Annotated in this window: 17 protein-coding genes, 2 rRNA genes and 1 pseudogene; 15 read left to right on the top strand and 5 right to left on the bottom strand. The window is 39.6% G+C overall.

Annotated features, from left to right (window positions below; genetic code table 11):
• The 4 genes and pseudogenes from ABID56_RS03935 to ABID56_RS03920 all read left to right on the top strand — a co-directional run.
• Positions 1–83, top strand: a 23S ribosomal RNA gene (locus ABID56_RS03935); the annotation flags it as partial.
• A 98-nt stretch (positions 84–181) separates the two neighbouring features.
• Positions 182–297, top strand: a 5S ribosomal RNA gene (gene rrf / locus ABID56_RS03930).
• Positions 298–480: 183 nt separating this feature from the next.
• Positions 481–801: an FAD-dependent oxidoreductase gene (locus ABID56_RS03925; protein WP_354219311.1), complete on the top strand. Its 321-nt coding sequence runs from the start codon at positions 481–483 to the stop codon at positions 799–801.
• Positions 802–848: 47 nt separating this feature from the next.
• Positions 849–1,613: pseudogene (locus ABID56_RS03920) on the top strand (FAD-dependent oxidoreductase).
• A 31-nt stretch (positions 1,614–1,644) separates the two neighbouring features.
• On the opposite strand, the gene ABID56_RS03915 reads toward ABID56_RS03920, so the two are convergent.
• Together ABID56_RS03915 and ABID56_RS03910 are read right to left on the bottom strand one after the other, a co-directional pair.
• Entirely contained in the window at positions 1,645–2,400 is a 756-nt protein-coding gene (locus ABID56_RS03915; protein ID WP_354219310.1) for an exodeoxyribonuclease III, read from the bottom strand.
• A 13-nt stretch (positions 2,401–2,413) separates the two neighbouring features.
• A complete protein-coding gene (locus ABID56_RS03910; RefSeq protein WP_354219309.1) occupies positions 2,414–3,682 on the bottom strand; it encodes a BaiN/RdsA family NAD(P)/FAD-dependent oxidoreductase in 1,269 nt (422 codons plus the stop codon).
• 89 nt (positions 3,683–3,771) lie between these two features.
• On the opposite strand from ABID56_RS03910, the gene ABID56_RS03905 reads away from it, so the two are divergent.
• Genes ABID56_RS03905 through ABID56_RS03890 form a run of 4 tightly spaced genes read left to right on the top strand, consistent with a single transcriptional unit; the run spans position 3,772 to position 7,617 of the window.
• The gene (locus ABID56_RS03905) at positions 3,772–5,394 is read left to right on the top strand and encodes a putative polysaccharide biosynthesis protein (protein ID WP_354219308.1); all 1,623 of its coding nucleotides are present in this window, start codon (positions 3,772–3,774) and stop codon (positions 5,392–5,394) included.
• A 12-nt stretch (positions 5,395–5,406) separates the two neighbouring features.
• Positions 5,407–6,123: a pseudouridine synthase gene (locus ABID56_RS03900; protein ID WP_354219307.1), complete on the top strand. Its 717-nt coding sequence runs from the start codon at positions 5,407–5,409 to the stop codon at positions 6,121–6,123.
• 10 nt (positions 6,124–6,133) lie between these two features.
• Positions 6,134–6,709 (top strand): RNA 2',3'-cyclic phosphodiesterase, encoded by a 576-nt coding sequence (gene thpR / locus ABID56_RS03895; RefSeq protein ID WP_354219306.1) that lies wholly within the window; start codon positions 6,134–6,136, stop codon positions 6,707–6,709.
• The gene (locus ABID56_RS03890) at positions 6,697–7,617 is read left to right on the top strand and encodes an NERD domain-containing protein (protein WP_354219305.1); all 921 of its coding nucleotides are present in this window, start codon (positions 6,697–6,699) and stop codon (positions 7,615–7,617) included. The genes thpR and ABID56_RS03890 overlap by 13 nt, the downstream gene beginning before the upstream one ends.
• On the opposite strand, the gene ABID56_RS03885 is transcribed toward ABID56_RS03890, so the two are convergent.
• A complete protein-coding gene (locus tag ABID56_RS03885) occupies positions 7,614–8,630 on the bottom strand; it encodes an EAL domain-containing protein (protein ID WP_354219304.1) in 1,017 nt (338 codons plus the stop codon). The two genes, ABID56_RS03890 and ABID56_RS03885, sit on opposite strands and share 4 nt — an antisense overlap.
• 210 nt (positions 8,631–8,840) lie before the next feature.
• Between ABID56_RS03885 and ABID56_RS03880 the strand changes: the two genes are divergently transcribed.
• The 5 genes from ABID56_RS03880 (at position 8,841) to ABID56_RS03860 (ending at position 12,103) form a co-directional block, all read left to right on the top strand.
• Positions 8,841–8,960, top strand: coding sequence for an acylglycerol kinase family protein (locus ABID56_RS03880; protein ID WP_354219303.1), 120 nt, complete (start codon positions 8,841–8,843; stop codon positions 8,958–8,960).
• A 33-nt stretch (positions 8,961–8,993) separates the two neighbouring features.
• Entirely contained in the window at positions 8,994–9,575 is a 582-nt protein-coding gene (locus ABID56_RS03875; protein WP_354219302.1) for a diacylglycerol/lipid kinase family protein, read from the top strand.
• 113 nt (positions 9,576–9,688) lie between these two features.
• The gene (locus tag ABID56_RS03870; protein ID WP_354219301.1) at positions 9,689–10,489 is read left to right on the top strand and encodes a phosphotransferase; all 801 of its coding nucleotides are present in this window, start codon (positions 9,689–9,691) and stop codon (positions 10,487–10,489) included.
• An 89-nt stretch (positions 10,490–10,578) separates the two neighbouring features.
• The gene (trmB, locus tag ABID56_RS03865; protein WP_354219300.1) at positions 10,579–11,229 is read left to right on the top strand and encodes a tRNA (guanosine(46)-N7)-methyltransferase TrmB; all 651 of its coding nucleotides are present in this window, start codon (positions 10,579–10,581) and stop codon (positions 11,227–11,229) included.
• 16 nt (positions 11,230–11,245) lie between these two features.
• Positions 11,246–12,103: a YtnP family quorum-quenching lactonase gene (locus ABID56_RS03860; protein ID WP_354219299.1), complete on the top strand. Its 858-nt coding sequence runs from the start codon at positions 11,246–11,248 to the stop codon at positions 12,101–12,103.
• 688 nt (positions 12,104–12,791) lie between these two features.
• On the opposite strand, the gene ABID56_RS03855 is transcribed toward ABID56_RS03860, so the two are convergent.
• The gene (locus ABID56_RS03855; RefSeq protein WP_354219298.1) at positions 12,792–13,109 is read right to left on the bottom strand and encodes a peptidase M4; all 318 of its coding nucleotides are present in this window, start codon (positions 13,107–13,109) and stop codon (positions 12,792–12,794) included.
• Between the two features lie 136 nt (positions 13,110–13,245).
• Between ABID56_RS03855 and ABID56_RS03850 the strand changes: the two genes are divergently transcribed.
• Positions 13,246–14,313 carry a M42 family metallopeptidase gene (locus tag ABID56_RS03850; protein WP_354219297.1) on the top strand — a complete coding sequence of 356 codons (1,068 nt, stop codon included), beginning with the start codon at positions 13,246–13,248 and terminating at the stop codon, positions 14,311–14,313.
• 80 nt (positions 14,314–14,393) lie between these two features.
• On the opposite strand, the gene ABID56_RS03845 is transcribed toward ABID56_RS03850, so the two are convergent.
• A complete protein-coding gene (locus ABID56_RS03845) occupies positions 14,394–14,834 on the bottom strand; it encodes a YtoQ family protein (protein WP_354219296.1) in 441 nt (146 codons plus the stop codon).
• A gap of 111 nt (positions 14,835–14,945) precedes the next feature.
• Between ABID56_RS03845 and ABID56_RS03840 the strand changes: the two genes are divergently transcribed.
• Positions 14,946–15,446: a hypothetical protein gene (locus tag ABID56_RS03840; protein ID WP_354219295.1), complete on the top strand. Its 501-nt coding sequence runs from the start codon at positions 14,946–14,948 to the stop codon at positions 15,444–15,446.
• The last annotated feature ends 7 nt before the right edge of the window (positions 15,447–15,453 follow it).

The raw sequence follows: 15,453 nt of genomic DNA, 5'->3' as shown, positions 1-15,453 counted from the left end.
AGACGATGAGGTTGATAGGTCTGAGGTGGAAGCGTGGTGACACGTGGAGCTGACAGATACTAATCGATCGAGGACTTAACTAACGGTTAAGACGCGAGTCACGCTCATCAATCAATGCTTGGTCAACATCTTATCTAGTTTTGAAGGTACTCAAATCCTTCAACAAATTTCATCATAGTAGTCCGGTGGTTATGGCAGAGAGGTCACACCTGTTCCCATGCCGAACACAGCAGTTAAGCTCTCTAGCGCCGATGGTAGTTGGGGTTCTTCCCCTGCGAGAGTAGGACGCCGCCGGGCAAATAATAAGAACGTAAACACCACATATCATTATGTGGTGTTATTTTTTTATCGAAAAACACCGTATCCATTCGTATTCATTTCAAATGATCGTCCATAAAGGCTTTGATTAAACACTTTTTTGATAGATGACAGTGCGGTTGCTAGAATGCGTTTAATTAACGATAAAGCAGGTGTTATGATATGTATGATGTTGCAATTATTAGAGCAGGGTCTATGGGAATGGCAGCAGGTTATTATCTGTCAAAGGCAGGCAAGCGTGTGTTATTAATCGATTCGAATAACCCGCCTCATAATAAAGGATCACATCACGGGGATACACGACTCATTCGTCAGGCATATGGTGAAGGATCCAGTTATGTACCATTAGCTTTAAGAGCGATGACATTATGGAAAGAGTTAGATCGATTCTCACACCGAACATTGTTTTATCAAACAGGTGTATTGAATATTGGTGACGATCAATCAAAATTTATTCAAGAAGTTAAACAGAGCGCACATTAATATGATTTATCTTTAATTGAATGGAATGCTTTCAAAGTCAGTGAAAGATGCCTGGTTTTAACCTCGCGCCTCACTTGGTTGGATGCTTTGAACCCGATTCTGGTGTATTAATGAGCGAACGTATACTTCAAACTTATCGTGAATTAGCAATTGAAAAAGGAGCTAAATTGAAGACGTATGCTCAGGTTCAAACGATTATGCCTGACACTAATTACGTTAAAGTTGAACTTAAGGATGAAACGGTTTATGCAGAACACATGATTATTAGTGCTGGCAAGCAAACTAATGATTTGTTAGCTATGTTGGGAGAACAAGTTCCGTTAACACCAACACGAAAAACGTTTTCATGGTTTCATTCCGATGAAGTAGTGTATGGACAACAAGCGTTGCCAGGCTGGGCATATGATATGAATGGTCAAACATATTATGGCTTTCCGAGTATTGAGCAATAAGGCATAAAAATAGGTCGACATGATGGCGGTCAGGCTGTTAATCCTTATGATGAGTTGGAAGCGTTTGGTGACTATTCAAGTGATGTTCATGACGTGACGGATCAAGTAAAACGGCTGTTTGCACATGACATGGTGCATAAGGAAGGACAAGTGTGTACTTATACGAATACGCCAGATGGTGACTTTATTATTGATCCACTGCCAGGCTATCCAAATATTCATGTCGCGTGTGGCTTTTCGGGGCATGGGTTTAAGTTTAGTAGTGTTATCGGTGAAATTTTGTCTGAGTTTGTCTTGTATGGTGAATTGTCGTTTGATTTATCATCGTTCCGGTATAATCGATTTAATCAGGACATATAAAAGGGAAAAGCAGCTGAGCTTTTCCCTTTTACTATAAGTCAATCGTCATTTGAATCGGACAGTGATCGCTTCCGTATATGTGACTATCGACTTGAAAATGTTCTAGCTTATTTAGAAGTGGTTTAGAAATTAAAAAATAGTCGATTCTCCATCCGATGTTCCGTTCTCTTACTGTTTTCATGTAAGACCACCACGTAAATAAGTCGTCCCGGTCTGGATAAACGTAGCGTAATACATCGATAAAACCATGATTTAACAGACGGGTCATTTTCTCTCGTTCTTCATCTGTGAATCCTGAGTTACCAACGTTCGATTTATCATTTTTTACATCAATTGACTGATGAGCGACATTAAGGTCACCACAAATAATAACAGGTTTCTCATCTTCTAATGTTTTAACGTAATCGAAAAATTGGTCTTCCCATTCGAGTCGCTCTGATAAGCGTTCTAACGATCGTTTCGAATTGGGTGTATAAACATTGACTAGATAAAAGTGTTGAAACTCTACGCCTAGTACACGTCCTTCTGAATTAGCGGCTGGATGAAAATCGCCATGAAACGAACGTATGGGTTGTTGTTTTGTGAAAATTGCTGTTCCAGAGTAGCCTTTTCGCTCAGCGTAGTTCCAATATATATGATACTGGTTTAATGGTAAGTCGATTTGACCTTCTTGTAATTTAATTTCCTGAACACATATGATGTCAGGATCTTCAGATTGTACATAGTCTAAAAACCCTTTACGAACAGCTGCTCTTAGGCCATTGACATTCCATGAGATGATGTTCATAGTTGATACTCCTTTAACGGTTTTCTAGTGCGATATAAGCCGCATTCATACCAGCGACATGGCCTGTTGAAAAAGCTGCTGTAATGTTAAAGCCACCTGTGTAACCGTGAATGTCTAAAATTTCACCGCAGAAAAACAATCGGTCCATTATTTTGGACGCCATTTGATTTGGAACGATTTCTTTTAAGGATACACCGCCACCAGTGATAAAGGCTTTTTCAATCGATAAGGTTCCGTTAACGGCAAAACTAAAATGTTTCATCAAATAAGCCAGTTGTAATACTTTTTTCTTTTCTAAATGATGATAGGTCGTATATTCATCTAAGTCGGCTTGTTCTAACAAAAACGTTAACACACGTTCTTGCATAAATGGCTTCCATGCATGCTTGATCGATTTATTAGGTACTTCTTTAGAGGCATCAAGCAACTGTTGGACAAGTTGGTCTTCGTTTATATCTGGAAAACAGTCAATAGATACCGTGATTTCATCCACATTATGTCGTTTTAATGCCTTGACGACATATTGACTTAACCGTAAAGCCGCTGGTCCTGAAATACCTTCGTGTGTAAACAAGACGTCCCAACGATGGGTTTTAATTGGCTTTCCATTCGGTTTTAAGGCAGTGATTGCAACATCTCGCAATGAAATACCTTGTAACGTTTGCGCTTTAATAAACGGAGCATTAGATGTCATCGGAACTTCGGTTGGGTATAATTCCGTAATGGTATGTCCAGCTTTTTTCGCCCATGCATACCCTTGTCCTTCGCTTCCAGTGTGAGGGACTGATTTACCTCCGACAGCAATGACTACCGACGTCGTATCGATTTTATTGCCATTTTCTAAAATAATGGTATGGTGTGTATCCCCATAATGAATAGCATCGACCTTCGTTTGAAGAGAGGTATCAATTTGGTAGACGTCGAGTAGTTCGACGAGTTTATTGACGACAGTCATGGCTTTATCATTCACGGGAAACATGCGACCTTTATCTTCTTCTTTAAGTTCAACACCTAATGACTCAAAATAATCAATAATGGAATAGTTGTTAAAATGGCTAAACGCACTGTATAAAAACTTGCCATTACCAGGAATGTGCTCAATTAATTCTTTATCAGGTAAGACGTTTGTGACATTACAACGTCCGCCACCACTGATCGCGAGTTTGCGGCCTAGTTTTTTTCCTTTTTCAATTAATAAGGTGTTAGCTCCGGATTGTCCAGCTGTAATAGCAGCCATTAATCCAGATGGCCCACCTCCAATCACGACTACATCATATGTCAAAATGATTTCATACCCTTCTACTCATTAATTTGTTTACGCTTTATGATAAAATAATAACATGAAATAGACTAGTTATTGCAGGTGAAAATATGTCCCAATCCAATATATTTAAAGGCACGATGATGTTAACGGGTGCTAATTACTTATCAAAAGTGCTCGGATTACTCTATGTCATCCCGTTTTTTGCCTTAGTAGGGGATGCGGGTGGCGCGCTTTACTCGTATGCTTATAATCCCTATCAAATCTTTTTAACAATCTCGTCACTTGGCATTCCGATGGCGATGTCGAAATTCGTTGCCAAATATAATGCATTAGAAGATTATCAGACAAAACAGACGATGTTTAGATCAGGCTTATGGTTTATGGTCGTGACAGGGGTTATCACATTTTTGATCATGTTTTTGACAGCTGATTGGTTAGCGCAATTATTTGTGCCTGAAAGCGGTAATTTTCAAAACTCAACGAGCGATGTCGCCTTTGTCATTAAAATGGTCAGTGTGGCCTTGTTAGTTGTTGCACCGATGAGTTTAGTTCGTGGTTATTTTCAAGGTCATGCATCGATGGGGCCGAGTGCAATTTCGATTGTCATTGAACAAATCGTGCGTATCGGTTTTTTATTGATTGCAGCATTTGTCGTTTTACGTGTATTTCAAGGAACGATGACGCTCGCTGTTGGTTTGGCAGCATTTGCCGCATTTGTCGGAGCACTCGCTTCTGGCGCGACGTTGTTGTATATTTATCGTAAGAAACGGCCAGATCTATTAAGACAGGTTGAACGTTCCAAACCAAAAGAAACGCCGGCCAAACGTGATCTTTATCAAGAATTGTTATCGTATGCAGGTCCGTTTATTTTAGTCGGTATTGCAACGCCTTTATATCAAATGATCGATCAAATGACGTTTAACCGTGCGATGGCGAATATCGGTTTAGCGGATGTGTCAGAATCATTGTTATCGGTTATTATCGTTTATGGTCATAAACTAGTGATTATTCCAGTCACTCTGGCAATTGGGTTAGCGATGGCGTTATTACCATCGATTACAGAAGCATATACTCAAAATGATTCCCAACGTTATAGACAGTATATTAGCCAATCCTTGCAAATTGTGATGTTATTTATCTTCCCAGCAGCGATCGGTTTATCGATTTTATCGGATGAAGCGTATGGCACGTTTTATAGTATCGATTCGATCAGTTATGCGGGGTCAATTTTAGCAGTGTATGCACCCGTGTCATTACTATTTGCTTTATTTACCGTTAGCGCGTCGATGTTACAAGGCGTGAACCGTCAAAACTTCACATTAATCAGTTTAGCTGTCGGTTTACTCATTAAACTATCACTTAATGTTCCACTCATTACATGGTTAGAGGCAGAGGGAGCCGTTTTAGCGACCGGTTTAGGTGTTATGACGGCAGCTTTTCTTAATTTAGCGGTTCTATACCGCGCGACGCAGTTTGAGTTACGACCATTATTTAAAAAGTCTTTATTGGTTGTCATTTTAACCGCGATCATGGCTATTGTCGTTTTGATTAGTCGTTACCTCGTTGGTTTACCGTTCTCAGGTGATATGACGAAATGGCAAGTGTCGTTACAATTATTTGTCCCAGTCATCATTGGGGGTTATGCTTACTTATGGATGGTGTACAAGACGACACTGTTAGAACGATTACTCGGTAACCGAGCGCGTCGTTTATCGAAATTCTTTATATAGGAGTAAGCGTTTATGCGATTAGATAAATTGTTAGCGAACGAAGGCTTTGGTTCGCGTAAAGATGTAAAAAAATTAATTAAAAAAGGGGCTGTCACGATTGATGAAGCGGTCATTAAAGATGTGAGTTATCATGTGGACCCAACAACATCAGACGTTATTGTCAGTGGTGTCCCGATCATCTATCAACAATATGCCTATATCATGTTGCACAAACCTCAAGGTGTCATTTCAGCAACGGAAGACGATCGTCATGAGGTTGTAACTGATTTGCTTGATCCGTATTATGATAAGTTTCATCTATTTCCGGTTGGCCGACTCGATCGTGATACAGAAGGATTGCTCTTATTAACAAATGACGGTCAATTAGCACACCGTCTAACTTCGCCGAAGCATAAAGTAGACAAGCAATATGAGGCAATCATCAATGCCGAAGTCACCGAAGATGATGTCCGTAAGTTTCAAGCAGGTGTGACGTTAGATGATGGTTACGTGACAAAACCAGCCCATTTAGATATTGCAGAACAATCTGAGTACGAATCGAAAGTATACATCACGATTACGGAAGGGAAGTATCATCAAATTAAACGAATGTTTCAAGCGGTTGATAAAGAAGTTGTGTATTTAAAACGTTTAGCAATGGGGTCATTAACGTTAGACGATGAGTTAGCTTTGGGTGAAGCGAGAGAATTAACAGACGTTGAGCTTAATCAATTACTCGAAACGGAATGAGGGTGACAGGATGAGTCATTATTTCATTGGGATCAAAGTACCCGAAACAATTGGTAGGACGCTTCATAGTTGGCAACATAGTGTTAAACCTCACGTCAGTTATAATGAATGGGTTCATGAAGAGGATTTTCATTTGACGCTTAAATTTCTTGGCGCTGTTGAACAGGAAACCTTGTCCAAACTAAATGATACGTTATCACAGTTAAATGGGCATGCACCACTTGATCTGACCATAAATGGGCTGAATTATTTTGGGAAACCTGACCAACCACGTGTCTTATATGCTGAAGTGGAGCGAACAAAACCACTATCGCGATTGAAAAGTGAGGTTGAAAACGTTGCTTTAGCGTGTGGTTTTATGAACGAATCCAGACCATATAAACCGCATATTACGCTTGCAAAGAAATGGCATGGTGGTTCTATAGACAAGAGGATAGACCAGTTAGAGGCTGCGTTAGAGCGACCACTTCATTGGCAAGCAAATGCGTTTCAATTGTTCCACATTGATCCTAACACTCAACCGAAATACCGTATCGTTCAAACATGTCATTTAGAAGGAAAAGGTGAATCATCATGGCACAACTAATCAAACTTCAAGATTATGTTTCACGTTATGAACGGGATATTTTTCGCTACCCCGGACAGTTCATTCGTCTAAAAAAAGAAAACTATGATGGGATCAAACAACAATGGATAAGGCAGAGAGAATGGGATCACATTGAATCGGATGTTGATGAAGATGAAGAAGCTCGACAAGACAAGAAAGACACGTTTTTTAAACGGTTATTTAAAAAACATGAGGATGATGAACCGTTTGAAACGATTGATCATTCCGTTCCCAAACTGCCAGACAATGAAGATGAATTAAAACAAGATTTTTTAGATCGTATATTTCACTTTCAATTAAAATGGGCATCGAGTACGTTACAAGAAGTATCTTTTTTAGATCGTGTTTTCGAACGTGATAGTCGTTTGAAATATTTTTTAACGCGTTTTCCAGACACGTTTTTGTTGTTTTATAAACCTATATTCAAACTGAATAAAGCGCTGTTGGAAGGCGATATTATTTTAGTGACGCCCACGTCTATTGTCTGTATTTATTGGCTTGATCATGAGGAAGAAGCGGTGTTTGAAGCTGTTGACCAACGTAAATGGATTCAACGTCTTGATGGTAAAGAAGAAAGCATTGTGAATCCAAATACAGCCTTAAAACGTATGGAAGGAGCAGTCCGAAGTATTTTGAACCACCATGATATTGATTACACGATCGAAAAAGTTGTGCTAGCACCAAATGGACGCATTCAATATCATCATTTACCTTACCAGACGAAATATATTGATCAATCAAACTATGAATCATGGTTTTCTCATCATCGGTCAGTTACAACCCCATTAAAGCACCAGCAACTAAAAGCTGCTGGTGCTCTGCTAGAACATACTCAAACGACATCGATTAGACGTCCAGAATGGGAAGATGTCGAGGATGATTTTTAATCGAGTTCATGCACAATGTCTGCGGATGGTTTACCTAAGTAAAAACCTTGTGCTAAGTGAATCCCTTTCGCTTGTAAATGGCGGAATTCCTCTTCGGTTTCGATACCCTCAGCTAATATGGTGAGGTTTAATTGCTTGGCAATGTCAATGGCCCGGTCGATGAATAGTTGATTGTCATCATTTTCATGGCAATTGCGGACGTAATAACGATCAATCTTAATAATATCCGTGCTCAATTGACTTAATACGTCTAAGTTGTTGTAACCACTACCGACATCATCAAGAGCGACGCGCATCCCTGATTGTTTATATCGATTTAAAATGCCTTCTAAATGAGAGAGATCGTCAATATACTCAGTCTCAACAACTTCAAAGACGAGTTCATCTTTTGAGACGTTATATTCGTCGATCGCTTCAAATGTATGTTTTAAACAAAAGTCTGGGTTGTAAATGGATGACGGTAAAAAATTAATAAATATATAGTATTCTCGCCCAATTTTATTCGCTTTCGTTTGAATCGCTAAACGTCTTGCACGTTGATCTAAATACGACTGCAAGCCTGCTTGTTGTGCGAATTGAAACAATCGCCCCGGGTTAACGACGTTTTGATGGGTGCGAAGCAAAGATTCGTAGCCATACAATTTTTCAGTTTGCAAGTTGAAAATCGGTTGGAGATGCGTTTCAAAAGCTTCATCTTCAATCAATTGAACAAGTTCTGGGTCAGAAATGCGATGGTATAAATGTTGGATAGTTAGGTGAATGGGATGTTTATCGTCGTCGTCACTATACACACGAATCCAATTTTGCTCAGCTCCAGTGTTAATCATCGGATATAAGATAGATTTTAGTTCATCATGGGATAAAAAAGGAATAGCGAGAAATGTTGTGTTTTCTTCATGACCATCGAGTCCTTGGCTCTCTTTCAAATACTGATAAGCGTTCGTACGTTCATGGACAAAAATAGACCCACTCGTTGGTAGTGGCGATATTTTCTCGCAAAAATGACATTGCATAATGAAATCACTCCAAATCAAGTAAAATAAAAAGGGGTATGACCATGTATCTATGGATTATTAACCCTATGGCTGGCCGGCAAAAAGCTATCGACATTGTACGACAATTTTTCGAGCTCAGACCGGACCTCGTTCATCAATGTTCTCTTTTATTATACGTAAGGTGAAGCGGACGTGCAAAGAATAACGACTTAAGTCATAGGTCATCAAGTGGATTGCCTCGTCGTTTTAGGCGGTGACGGCACATTACAAGAAGTGATACACGGATTGAAAGCAGATATTCCTATCGCATTCATCCCGTTAGGTACAGGCAATGATTTTGCGAGATGAATTGGTGTTAAACGTCATCCACTTAAGCAATTGATGAAAGTATTTGACCACCCTGAGTCGATTAACCTTCGTTTGGGACGTTATGAATCTGACAACCAATTAAGCTATTTTACGACAAGTATTGGCGTCGGCTTGGATGCTGATGTCGCTGAAACTGTTAATCAGAAACGTAAGCAACATAGATTTATAAATAGTGGTAATAGGCGGTCTATCTACATGAAAACGACATTCCAAAAAATTATTCGAGGAAAAACTAAAAATTTGTCTTTAAATGTAGATGGTAGTTGTATTAAAATGAATAATACATGGCTCGTAACAGTTAATCGACTTCCTTATTTTGGGATCTGCCTCCCAATTGCTCCTAAAGCAAGTTGGACACAACAAGATTTTGTTGTTACAACTGTTAATTCGCTGAGTCGTTGGTTACTACTTCTATTATTACCCACAATATTGATAGGCCAACATTCTCGATTGAAATCAGTCAACGAATACCGTGGATCAGTTATAACGATTGAAGCTGATACGCGACTAACCTTTCAAACTGATGGAACAACAGGACGAGCAAAACGATTAAAGATTAATTCATCGAATCGAAAACAGACGTTTATTCGATAACTTTATTAATCTACCTCTTGAAATCATTCATAATCATAAGTTATTCTAATCAAGTCTGACTTTTTAAATAGAACTCGAACGACACGTCATAGTGAAAAGTAGGTGAGTGAAGCATGGAACAACACGTTCTAGGCTCGGACTGGCTAATCACCCCAGCTGGTGGAACGTCCGGTGAAGCATATTTAGCAGAAAACAGCCAGCAACAAAAGTTATTTCTAAAACGTAATTCATCCCCATTTCTAGCGATTTTATCTGCAGAAGGTATAGTCCCTAAACTTGTATGGACGAAACGACTAGCTGATGGCGATGTCATTACAGCGCAAAAATGGCTTGAAGGACGCGTTTTATCAAAAGATGAAATGCAACAGGAAGCGGTCGTCCAGCTAATGAGTAAAATCCATCACTCATCTGAGATCTTGCACTTATTTATGCGTATGGGTAAAAAACCGTTAGAGCCGTGGCATTTCCTTGTACAATTACAGGAGAAAAGCCGCTCATTATCCGTTTTAAATACATCATTCGTGCAGCAAGTCATTCAGTTTTTAACACAGCATATAAAACATGTAGAAAATCACCGTAAAGTCGTCTGTCATGCAGATGTTAATCATGAGAATTGGCTCTTAGGTGAAGATAATCATTTATATTTAATCGATTGGGATAATGCGGTATTAGCTGATCCTGCGATGGATTTAAGCATGATGCTTTATCAATATATTCCACGTGACAGCTGGGATGATTGGTTACAACAATATGGCATTGAGCTTGACCAGCCATTATTAGCACGTATTCAATGGTATCGACTTGCTCAATCGTTGTCTTATTATTTATGGCATCTCGATCAAGGCGATGAACATGAGAGCGAAAAATGGAAAAAACAATTATTACAGGAACAGGCCTTATTTATAAATCGTTAATGAAACATCTATATCCTTGATTACATCTTGGATATAGATGTTTTTATTGTATAATGGACTTAGATTGTCATTAAAGAAAGGTGTTAACTATGAGATTACGAAACAAACCATGGGCAGAAGACTATATTAAAAATCATCCGACAATTGTCGAGTTAGATCCGTATCAACGACGAGGTAACTGGCAGAGTCGCTTTGAACAAGAACAGCCTCTCGCTTTAGAAATTGGTACAGGAAAGGGACGGTTCATCGATGGGATGGCAAGACAACACCCGGACATGAATTTTATTGGCATTGAACGCGATAAAAATGTCATCGTTAGCGCGATCGATAAATTAAACGACCCTGACGTGACAAACGCGACATTAATCCATGAAAATGCAAAAGATTTACGTGATATGTTTGGGGAAAATGAAATTGATCGCCTTTATTTAAATTTTTCAGACCCTTGGCCAAAGTCTAGACATGAGAAGCGCCGGTTAACGTATTATACATTTTTAGAGCAGTATCAAAACGTGCTAAAGGATGACGGCTTAGTGATTATGAAGACGGACAACCGCCAATTGTTTGAATATAGTTTAGTGAGTTTTTCTCAATTTGGTATGACATTACAAGACGTAAAGCTTGATTTGCACGCGTCTGACGATGAGACGAATATCATGACAGAATATGAAGAGAAATTCTCACAAAAAGGGCAAGTCATTTATCGATGTGAAGCATCTTTCTCAGCTAAACAATCTTAATATATGAGGTGATAGGATGGAAACATTAACGATTGGACATGCGACATTAACGTGGTTAAATGGTGGCGTTACTCACATGGATGGCGGGGCAATGTTCGGCGTTGTACCGAAACCATTATGGACGAAAAAATACCCTCATAATGATAAAAACCAGATCGAATTACGTTGTGATCCGATTTTGTTACAAGTCGAAGGGAAGAACCTTTTAATTGAGTCAGGAATCGGCTTTGGCAAATTAAATGATAAGTTGAAACGTAATTTCGGTGTGTTAGAAGAGTCCCAAGTGCTCTCGTCGTTAGAAGAACTCGGCTTAACGAGAGAGTCGATTGATATCGTATTAATGACCCATATGCATTTCGATCATGCGAGTGGTTTAACGTATAGAGATGATCAAGGTCAATTATGTTCAACGTTTCCTAATGCTAGAATTATAACCTCTGATGTAGAATGGGATGAGATGAGACAACCGAATATGCGCTCGCAAAATACGTATTGGCGTGAGAACTGGGAACCGGTACAAGATCAAGTGGAAACATTTTCAAGTCGTTATGAGGTGTTACCTGGATTGACCATGACGCATACGAGTGGCCATAGTCATGGTCATAGTGTCATTCATTATGAAGATGATTTAGATCAATTCATTCATATGGCGGATTTAATGCCAACACATGGACACCAAAATCCGTTATGGGTGTTAGCATACGATGATTATCCTGTTACGAGTGTTCATGAAAAGCAAGCCTTGTTGAACGAAGCTTATGAAAACAATCGTTGGTTTGTGTTTTACCACGACGCGTATTACCGTGCGGTTCGTTTCGACGATAACCAAGAGATAGATGAATACATTGAACGCGAACGGTATTCGTATGAGTAAATAAGATTTGAATTTAAATAGGCAGAAGTTGCGACAAAAGGATATTTAATTGCACAAAAGAAGAATGTTAGTAAAAGAGGCTGGGATAGAAGGATATTAAATTGTGCAAAAGACGAATGTTTGGACATCATAACAGTTAAGCACTAATGAAGCGGAATCAAAACACGTAGACGCCTGGTCGACTAAGTTCGGTCACGTCCTGCGCCTGCGAGTACTCGGCGCAGAATTAGTCAAGGAAGCTTATGAAATCAGCTTTTGTGACCAACGTCGACATTAGACCGTCCGGGTCGTCACGGGAATAGCACGAAGGCGCACAGGACGTGGGTCACTTCGGCGTTCGGACAGGACGTCCGGTACTTAGCCGAAGTTCCTTTGTCCCCCGAGGGATGCACCTGCGTCTTCTCGTATCGCTTCGAAGCAGGCTTCCTCGGTGCAAGTTGCAAGGAAGCATATTCGATGAGGTTGCCTGGCTCGAGCCGTGCCCCGGTAAAGGAAACACGGCGATTGCGCCAGCAGAGCCGATGTTGAGCTTATGTCACGAAGAACCAAGCGAAGTGTTTTGATGGAGCGTTATTCAAGCAGAAAACCCGGACGATTTATTTTTTAATTAAATCGTCCGGGTTTTACTTTACTGAATTAGGTTTTGTCTCAACCCCTTGATTAGATGTCTTATACTTTCGTTTGAATATTAGCCATCTAATAATGGATAGCTATCTAAAAGGGTGCCGTTTGTGGCGTCGACAATGAATTGGAACTGTTCGGTTTTGCCATCAATTGTTCGCGTGACACCGCCTTCATAGACTTGATACGATTTGCCATTATGGCTGAAACCTTTTTTGTCCATTAATATCCACGATCCACTAATTGGTCCGTCTTGCTTAAATTCTTCTTTCACTCGATTTAGCGCGACTTCTGGTACTAACCAGTTGTCCTTCACACGTTTACCAGCCACAGCTCCTACTGCAATACCGACAGCGGCTGGCACGACAATTTTATACCATTTCATCCATACTCACTCCAATTAAACAATGTTTAGTCCTATTATAACGAGAGCATGATAGAAAAGAAAATAAAATAGGATGGATTATCAAAAATTTTCTGTTAAAATAAAAGAGGATTATACTAGAGTTGGAGTGATAAAGGTGAACCAAGAGACAAAACAGATGTTTAAAACATTAACAGAACTCCCGGGCGCACCAGGACATGAACATGAAGTGCGTCAATTTATGCGACAAGAACTACATAAATATGCTGACGAGGTCGTCCAAGATCGTTTAGGCGGTGTGTTTGGCGTACGGCAAAATGAAGGACCAACTGTGATGGTAGCGGGTCACATGGATGAAGTCGGTTTCATGGTTAAACAAGTGACGAAAAATGGCATGATCCGTTTTCAACCATTAGGTGGCTGGTGGAGCCAAGTGTTATTGGCTCAACGTGTACAAGTGCTAACAGACCAAGGCCCTGTCACAGGAGTCATTGGCTCAACGCCACCTCATAATTTAACACCAGAACAACGTCAAAAACCGATGGAAATGAAAGATATGTTAATTGACATTGGTGCTGACGATGAGGAAGATGTGAAACGTATTGGTGTTAAACCTGGCCAACCGATCGTCCCGGTATGTCCGTTTACAGAAATGGCCAATGATAAGAAAATCATGGCGAAAGCTTGGGATAATCGTTATGGATGTGGTTTATCTATTGAGTTATTAAAAGAACTTCAAGGTGAGACATTAAATCATACCCTTTATTCAGGCGCTACTGTACAAGAAGAAGTCGGTTTACGCGGGGCTCAAGTTGCAGCGAATATGATTGATCCGGACCTCTTTTTCGCACTAGACGCATCACCTGCCAATGATATGGAAGGCGATGACAAAGAGTTTGGTCAATTAGGTGAAGGGGCATTACTGAGAATCTTTGACAAAACGATGATCACACACCGTGGCATGCGAGAGTTCATTTTGGATACAGCTGAATCTCATGATATTCCTTACCAATATTTTATTTCACAAGGTGGAACTGATGCAGGGCGCGTTCATATTTCTAATGACGGTGTACCTTCAGCTGTTGTCGGTATTTGCTCACGTTATATCCATACGAGTTCATCGATGATTCATATTGATGATTATGCTGCAGCGAAAGAATTGCTCACAAAACTTGTTAAATCAATTGATCAATCGACGGTTGATACTATTAAACAAAATAGCTAGTAACAGTGCTTGACAACGTTTGTGGGCACGTTAAAATAAGAGAGATGGACATTTAGGATGTCCATCTCTCTTATTTTAGATTATTTAAACGTATAAGCTAAAACATCCAAAGCTTGATCGATCGTCTCAACGGTAACGTTAGATTGATTGGATAATTCTTTTAACGGATGAATCAACGATTGCGGTCGTATTAGAATGAGTGGTTTATTCAGTCCGATTGCAATGCCGGCATCCATTGCGGTGTTCCACTGTTTATATGATTCTCCGAAAAGCGCGATCACCGCATCCGATTGTTGCATCATTAATTGGGTGCGGAAATTGTTAATACTGGATGCAGCGTCGTCTCGGTCGATTTGATTGGGTTGTTCACCTTTAATTTGTTCGCCGATGTTATCAGATAAATCATGATTTTCTTGTGGACCGTAAAACGTGATAGATAAGTTTTGTTGTTTGGCTTTTTGTTTTAATTGATCGCGCCAGTCATCGTGAATTTGACCTGCTAAATAGATTGATAGTTCCATGACATATCCTCCTTAAAGGTATAAATGTTATGATTAATCATGAATAGTTTGCGGTCATTTGTCAACTGATGATGCCTTATAGATGAAATGTTAATGATGGAGGGAATAGGATTGAAATTGGTATTAAAAGGGTTGTCATTTTTAATATTAGCACTTGTCATTACAGGTTGTAGCCAGTCAATGGAAGAAGCCTTTGATAAAGGCGAAAGTCATGTGAAAGATACGTTCTTATCGACAGAAGGACCTGAGGCGAATTATACCGTTAATGACTTTGAATTGTATAAACCAGATGAGCTACGAGTCAGTGAACAAAATGCTAGCAATATTGTCTTTAATGATAGTGGACAATCTTATATATTGTTTATTAATGAATTTGAAGCACCCAATAGTCGTTGGTTCTATAACCAAATTGAAAATAAAGACCAATACTTAAGAACATTCCAAACAGATGAAGCTTTCGCTTATTTACATGCAGATAACTATGAAGAAGATTCATACGAAGTGCATGTCGGTATCGGTGGCATTAAGATGTCTACTGTGACGACACCTAATCAAATGGAAGATGACATCACGATGATGATCAACATGATTAAGTCCGTTGAACAAAAGTAATCATATA

This window comes from Alkalibacillus flavidus (assembly GCF_040545925.1).
Lineage (GTDB): Bacteria > Bacillota > Bacilli > Bacillales > Alkalibacillaceae > Alkalibacillus > Alkalibacillus flavidus.
Note: the sequence above shows the minus strand (reverse complement) of the source record. Positions and strands in the feature narration are given on the sequence as shown.

Coding starts and splice junctions, on each gene's coding strand:
- ABID56_RS03855 (WP_354219298.1), bottom strand. CDS start 13,109: ATGAAATGGTATAAAATTGTCGTGCCAGCCGCTGTCGGTATTGCAGTA.
- ABID56_RS03845 (WP_354219296.1), bottom strand. CDS start 14,834: ATGGAACTATCAATCTATTTAGCAGGTCAAATTCACGATGACTGGCGC.
- trmB (WP_354219300.1), top strand. CDS start 10,579: ATGAGATTACGAAACAAACCATGGGCAGAAGACTATATTAAAAATCAT.
- ABID56_RS03925 (WP_354219311.1), top strand. CDS start 481: ATGTATGATGTTGCAATTATTAGAGCAGGGTCTATGGGAATGGCAGCA.
- ABID56_RS03875 (WP_354219302.1), top strand. CDS start 8,994: ATGAAAGTATTTGACCACCCTGAGTCGATTAACCTTCGTTTGGGACGT.
- ABID56_RS03905 (WP_354219308.1), top strand. CDS start 3,772: ATGTCCCAATCCAATATATTTAAAGGCACGATGATGTTAACGGGTGCT.
- ABID56_RS03885 (WP_354219304.1), bottom strand. CDS start 8,630: ATGCAATGTCATTTTTGCGAGAAAATATCGCCACTACCAACGAGTGGG.
- ABID56_RS03900 (WP_354219307.1), top strand. CDS start 5,407: ATGCGATTAGATAAATTGTTAGCGAACGAAGGCTTTGGTTCGCGTAAA.
- ABID56_RS03915 (WP_354219310.1), bottom strand. CDS start 2,400: ATGAACATCATCTCATGGAATGTCAATGGCCTAAGAGCAGCTGTTCGT.
- ABID56_RS03870 (WP_354219301.1), top strand. CDS start 9,689: ATGGAACAACACGTTCTAGGCTCGGACTGGCTAATCACCCCAGCTGGT.
- thpR (WP_354219306.1), top strand. CDS start 6,134: ATGAGTCATTATTTCATTGGGATCAAAGTACCCGAAACAATTGGTAGG.
- ABID56_RS03860 (WP_354219299.1), top strand. CDS start 11,246: ATGGAAACATTAACGATTGGACATGCGACATTAACGTGGTTAAATGGT.
- ABID56_RS03890 (WP_354219305.1), top strand. CDS start 6,697: ATGGCACAACTAATCAAACTTCAAGATTATGTTTCACGTTATGAACGG.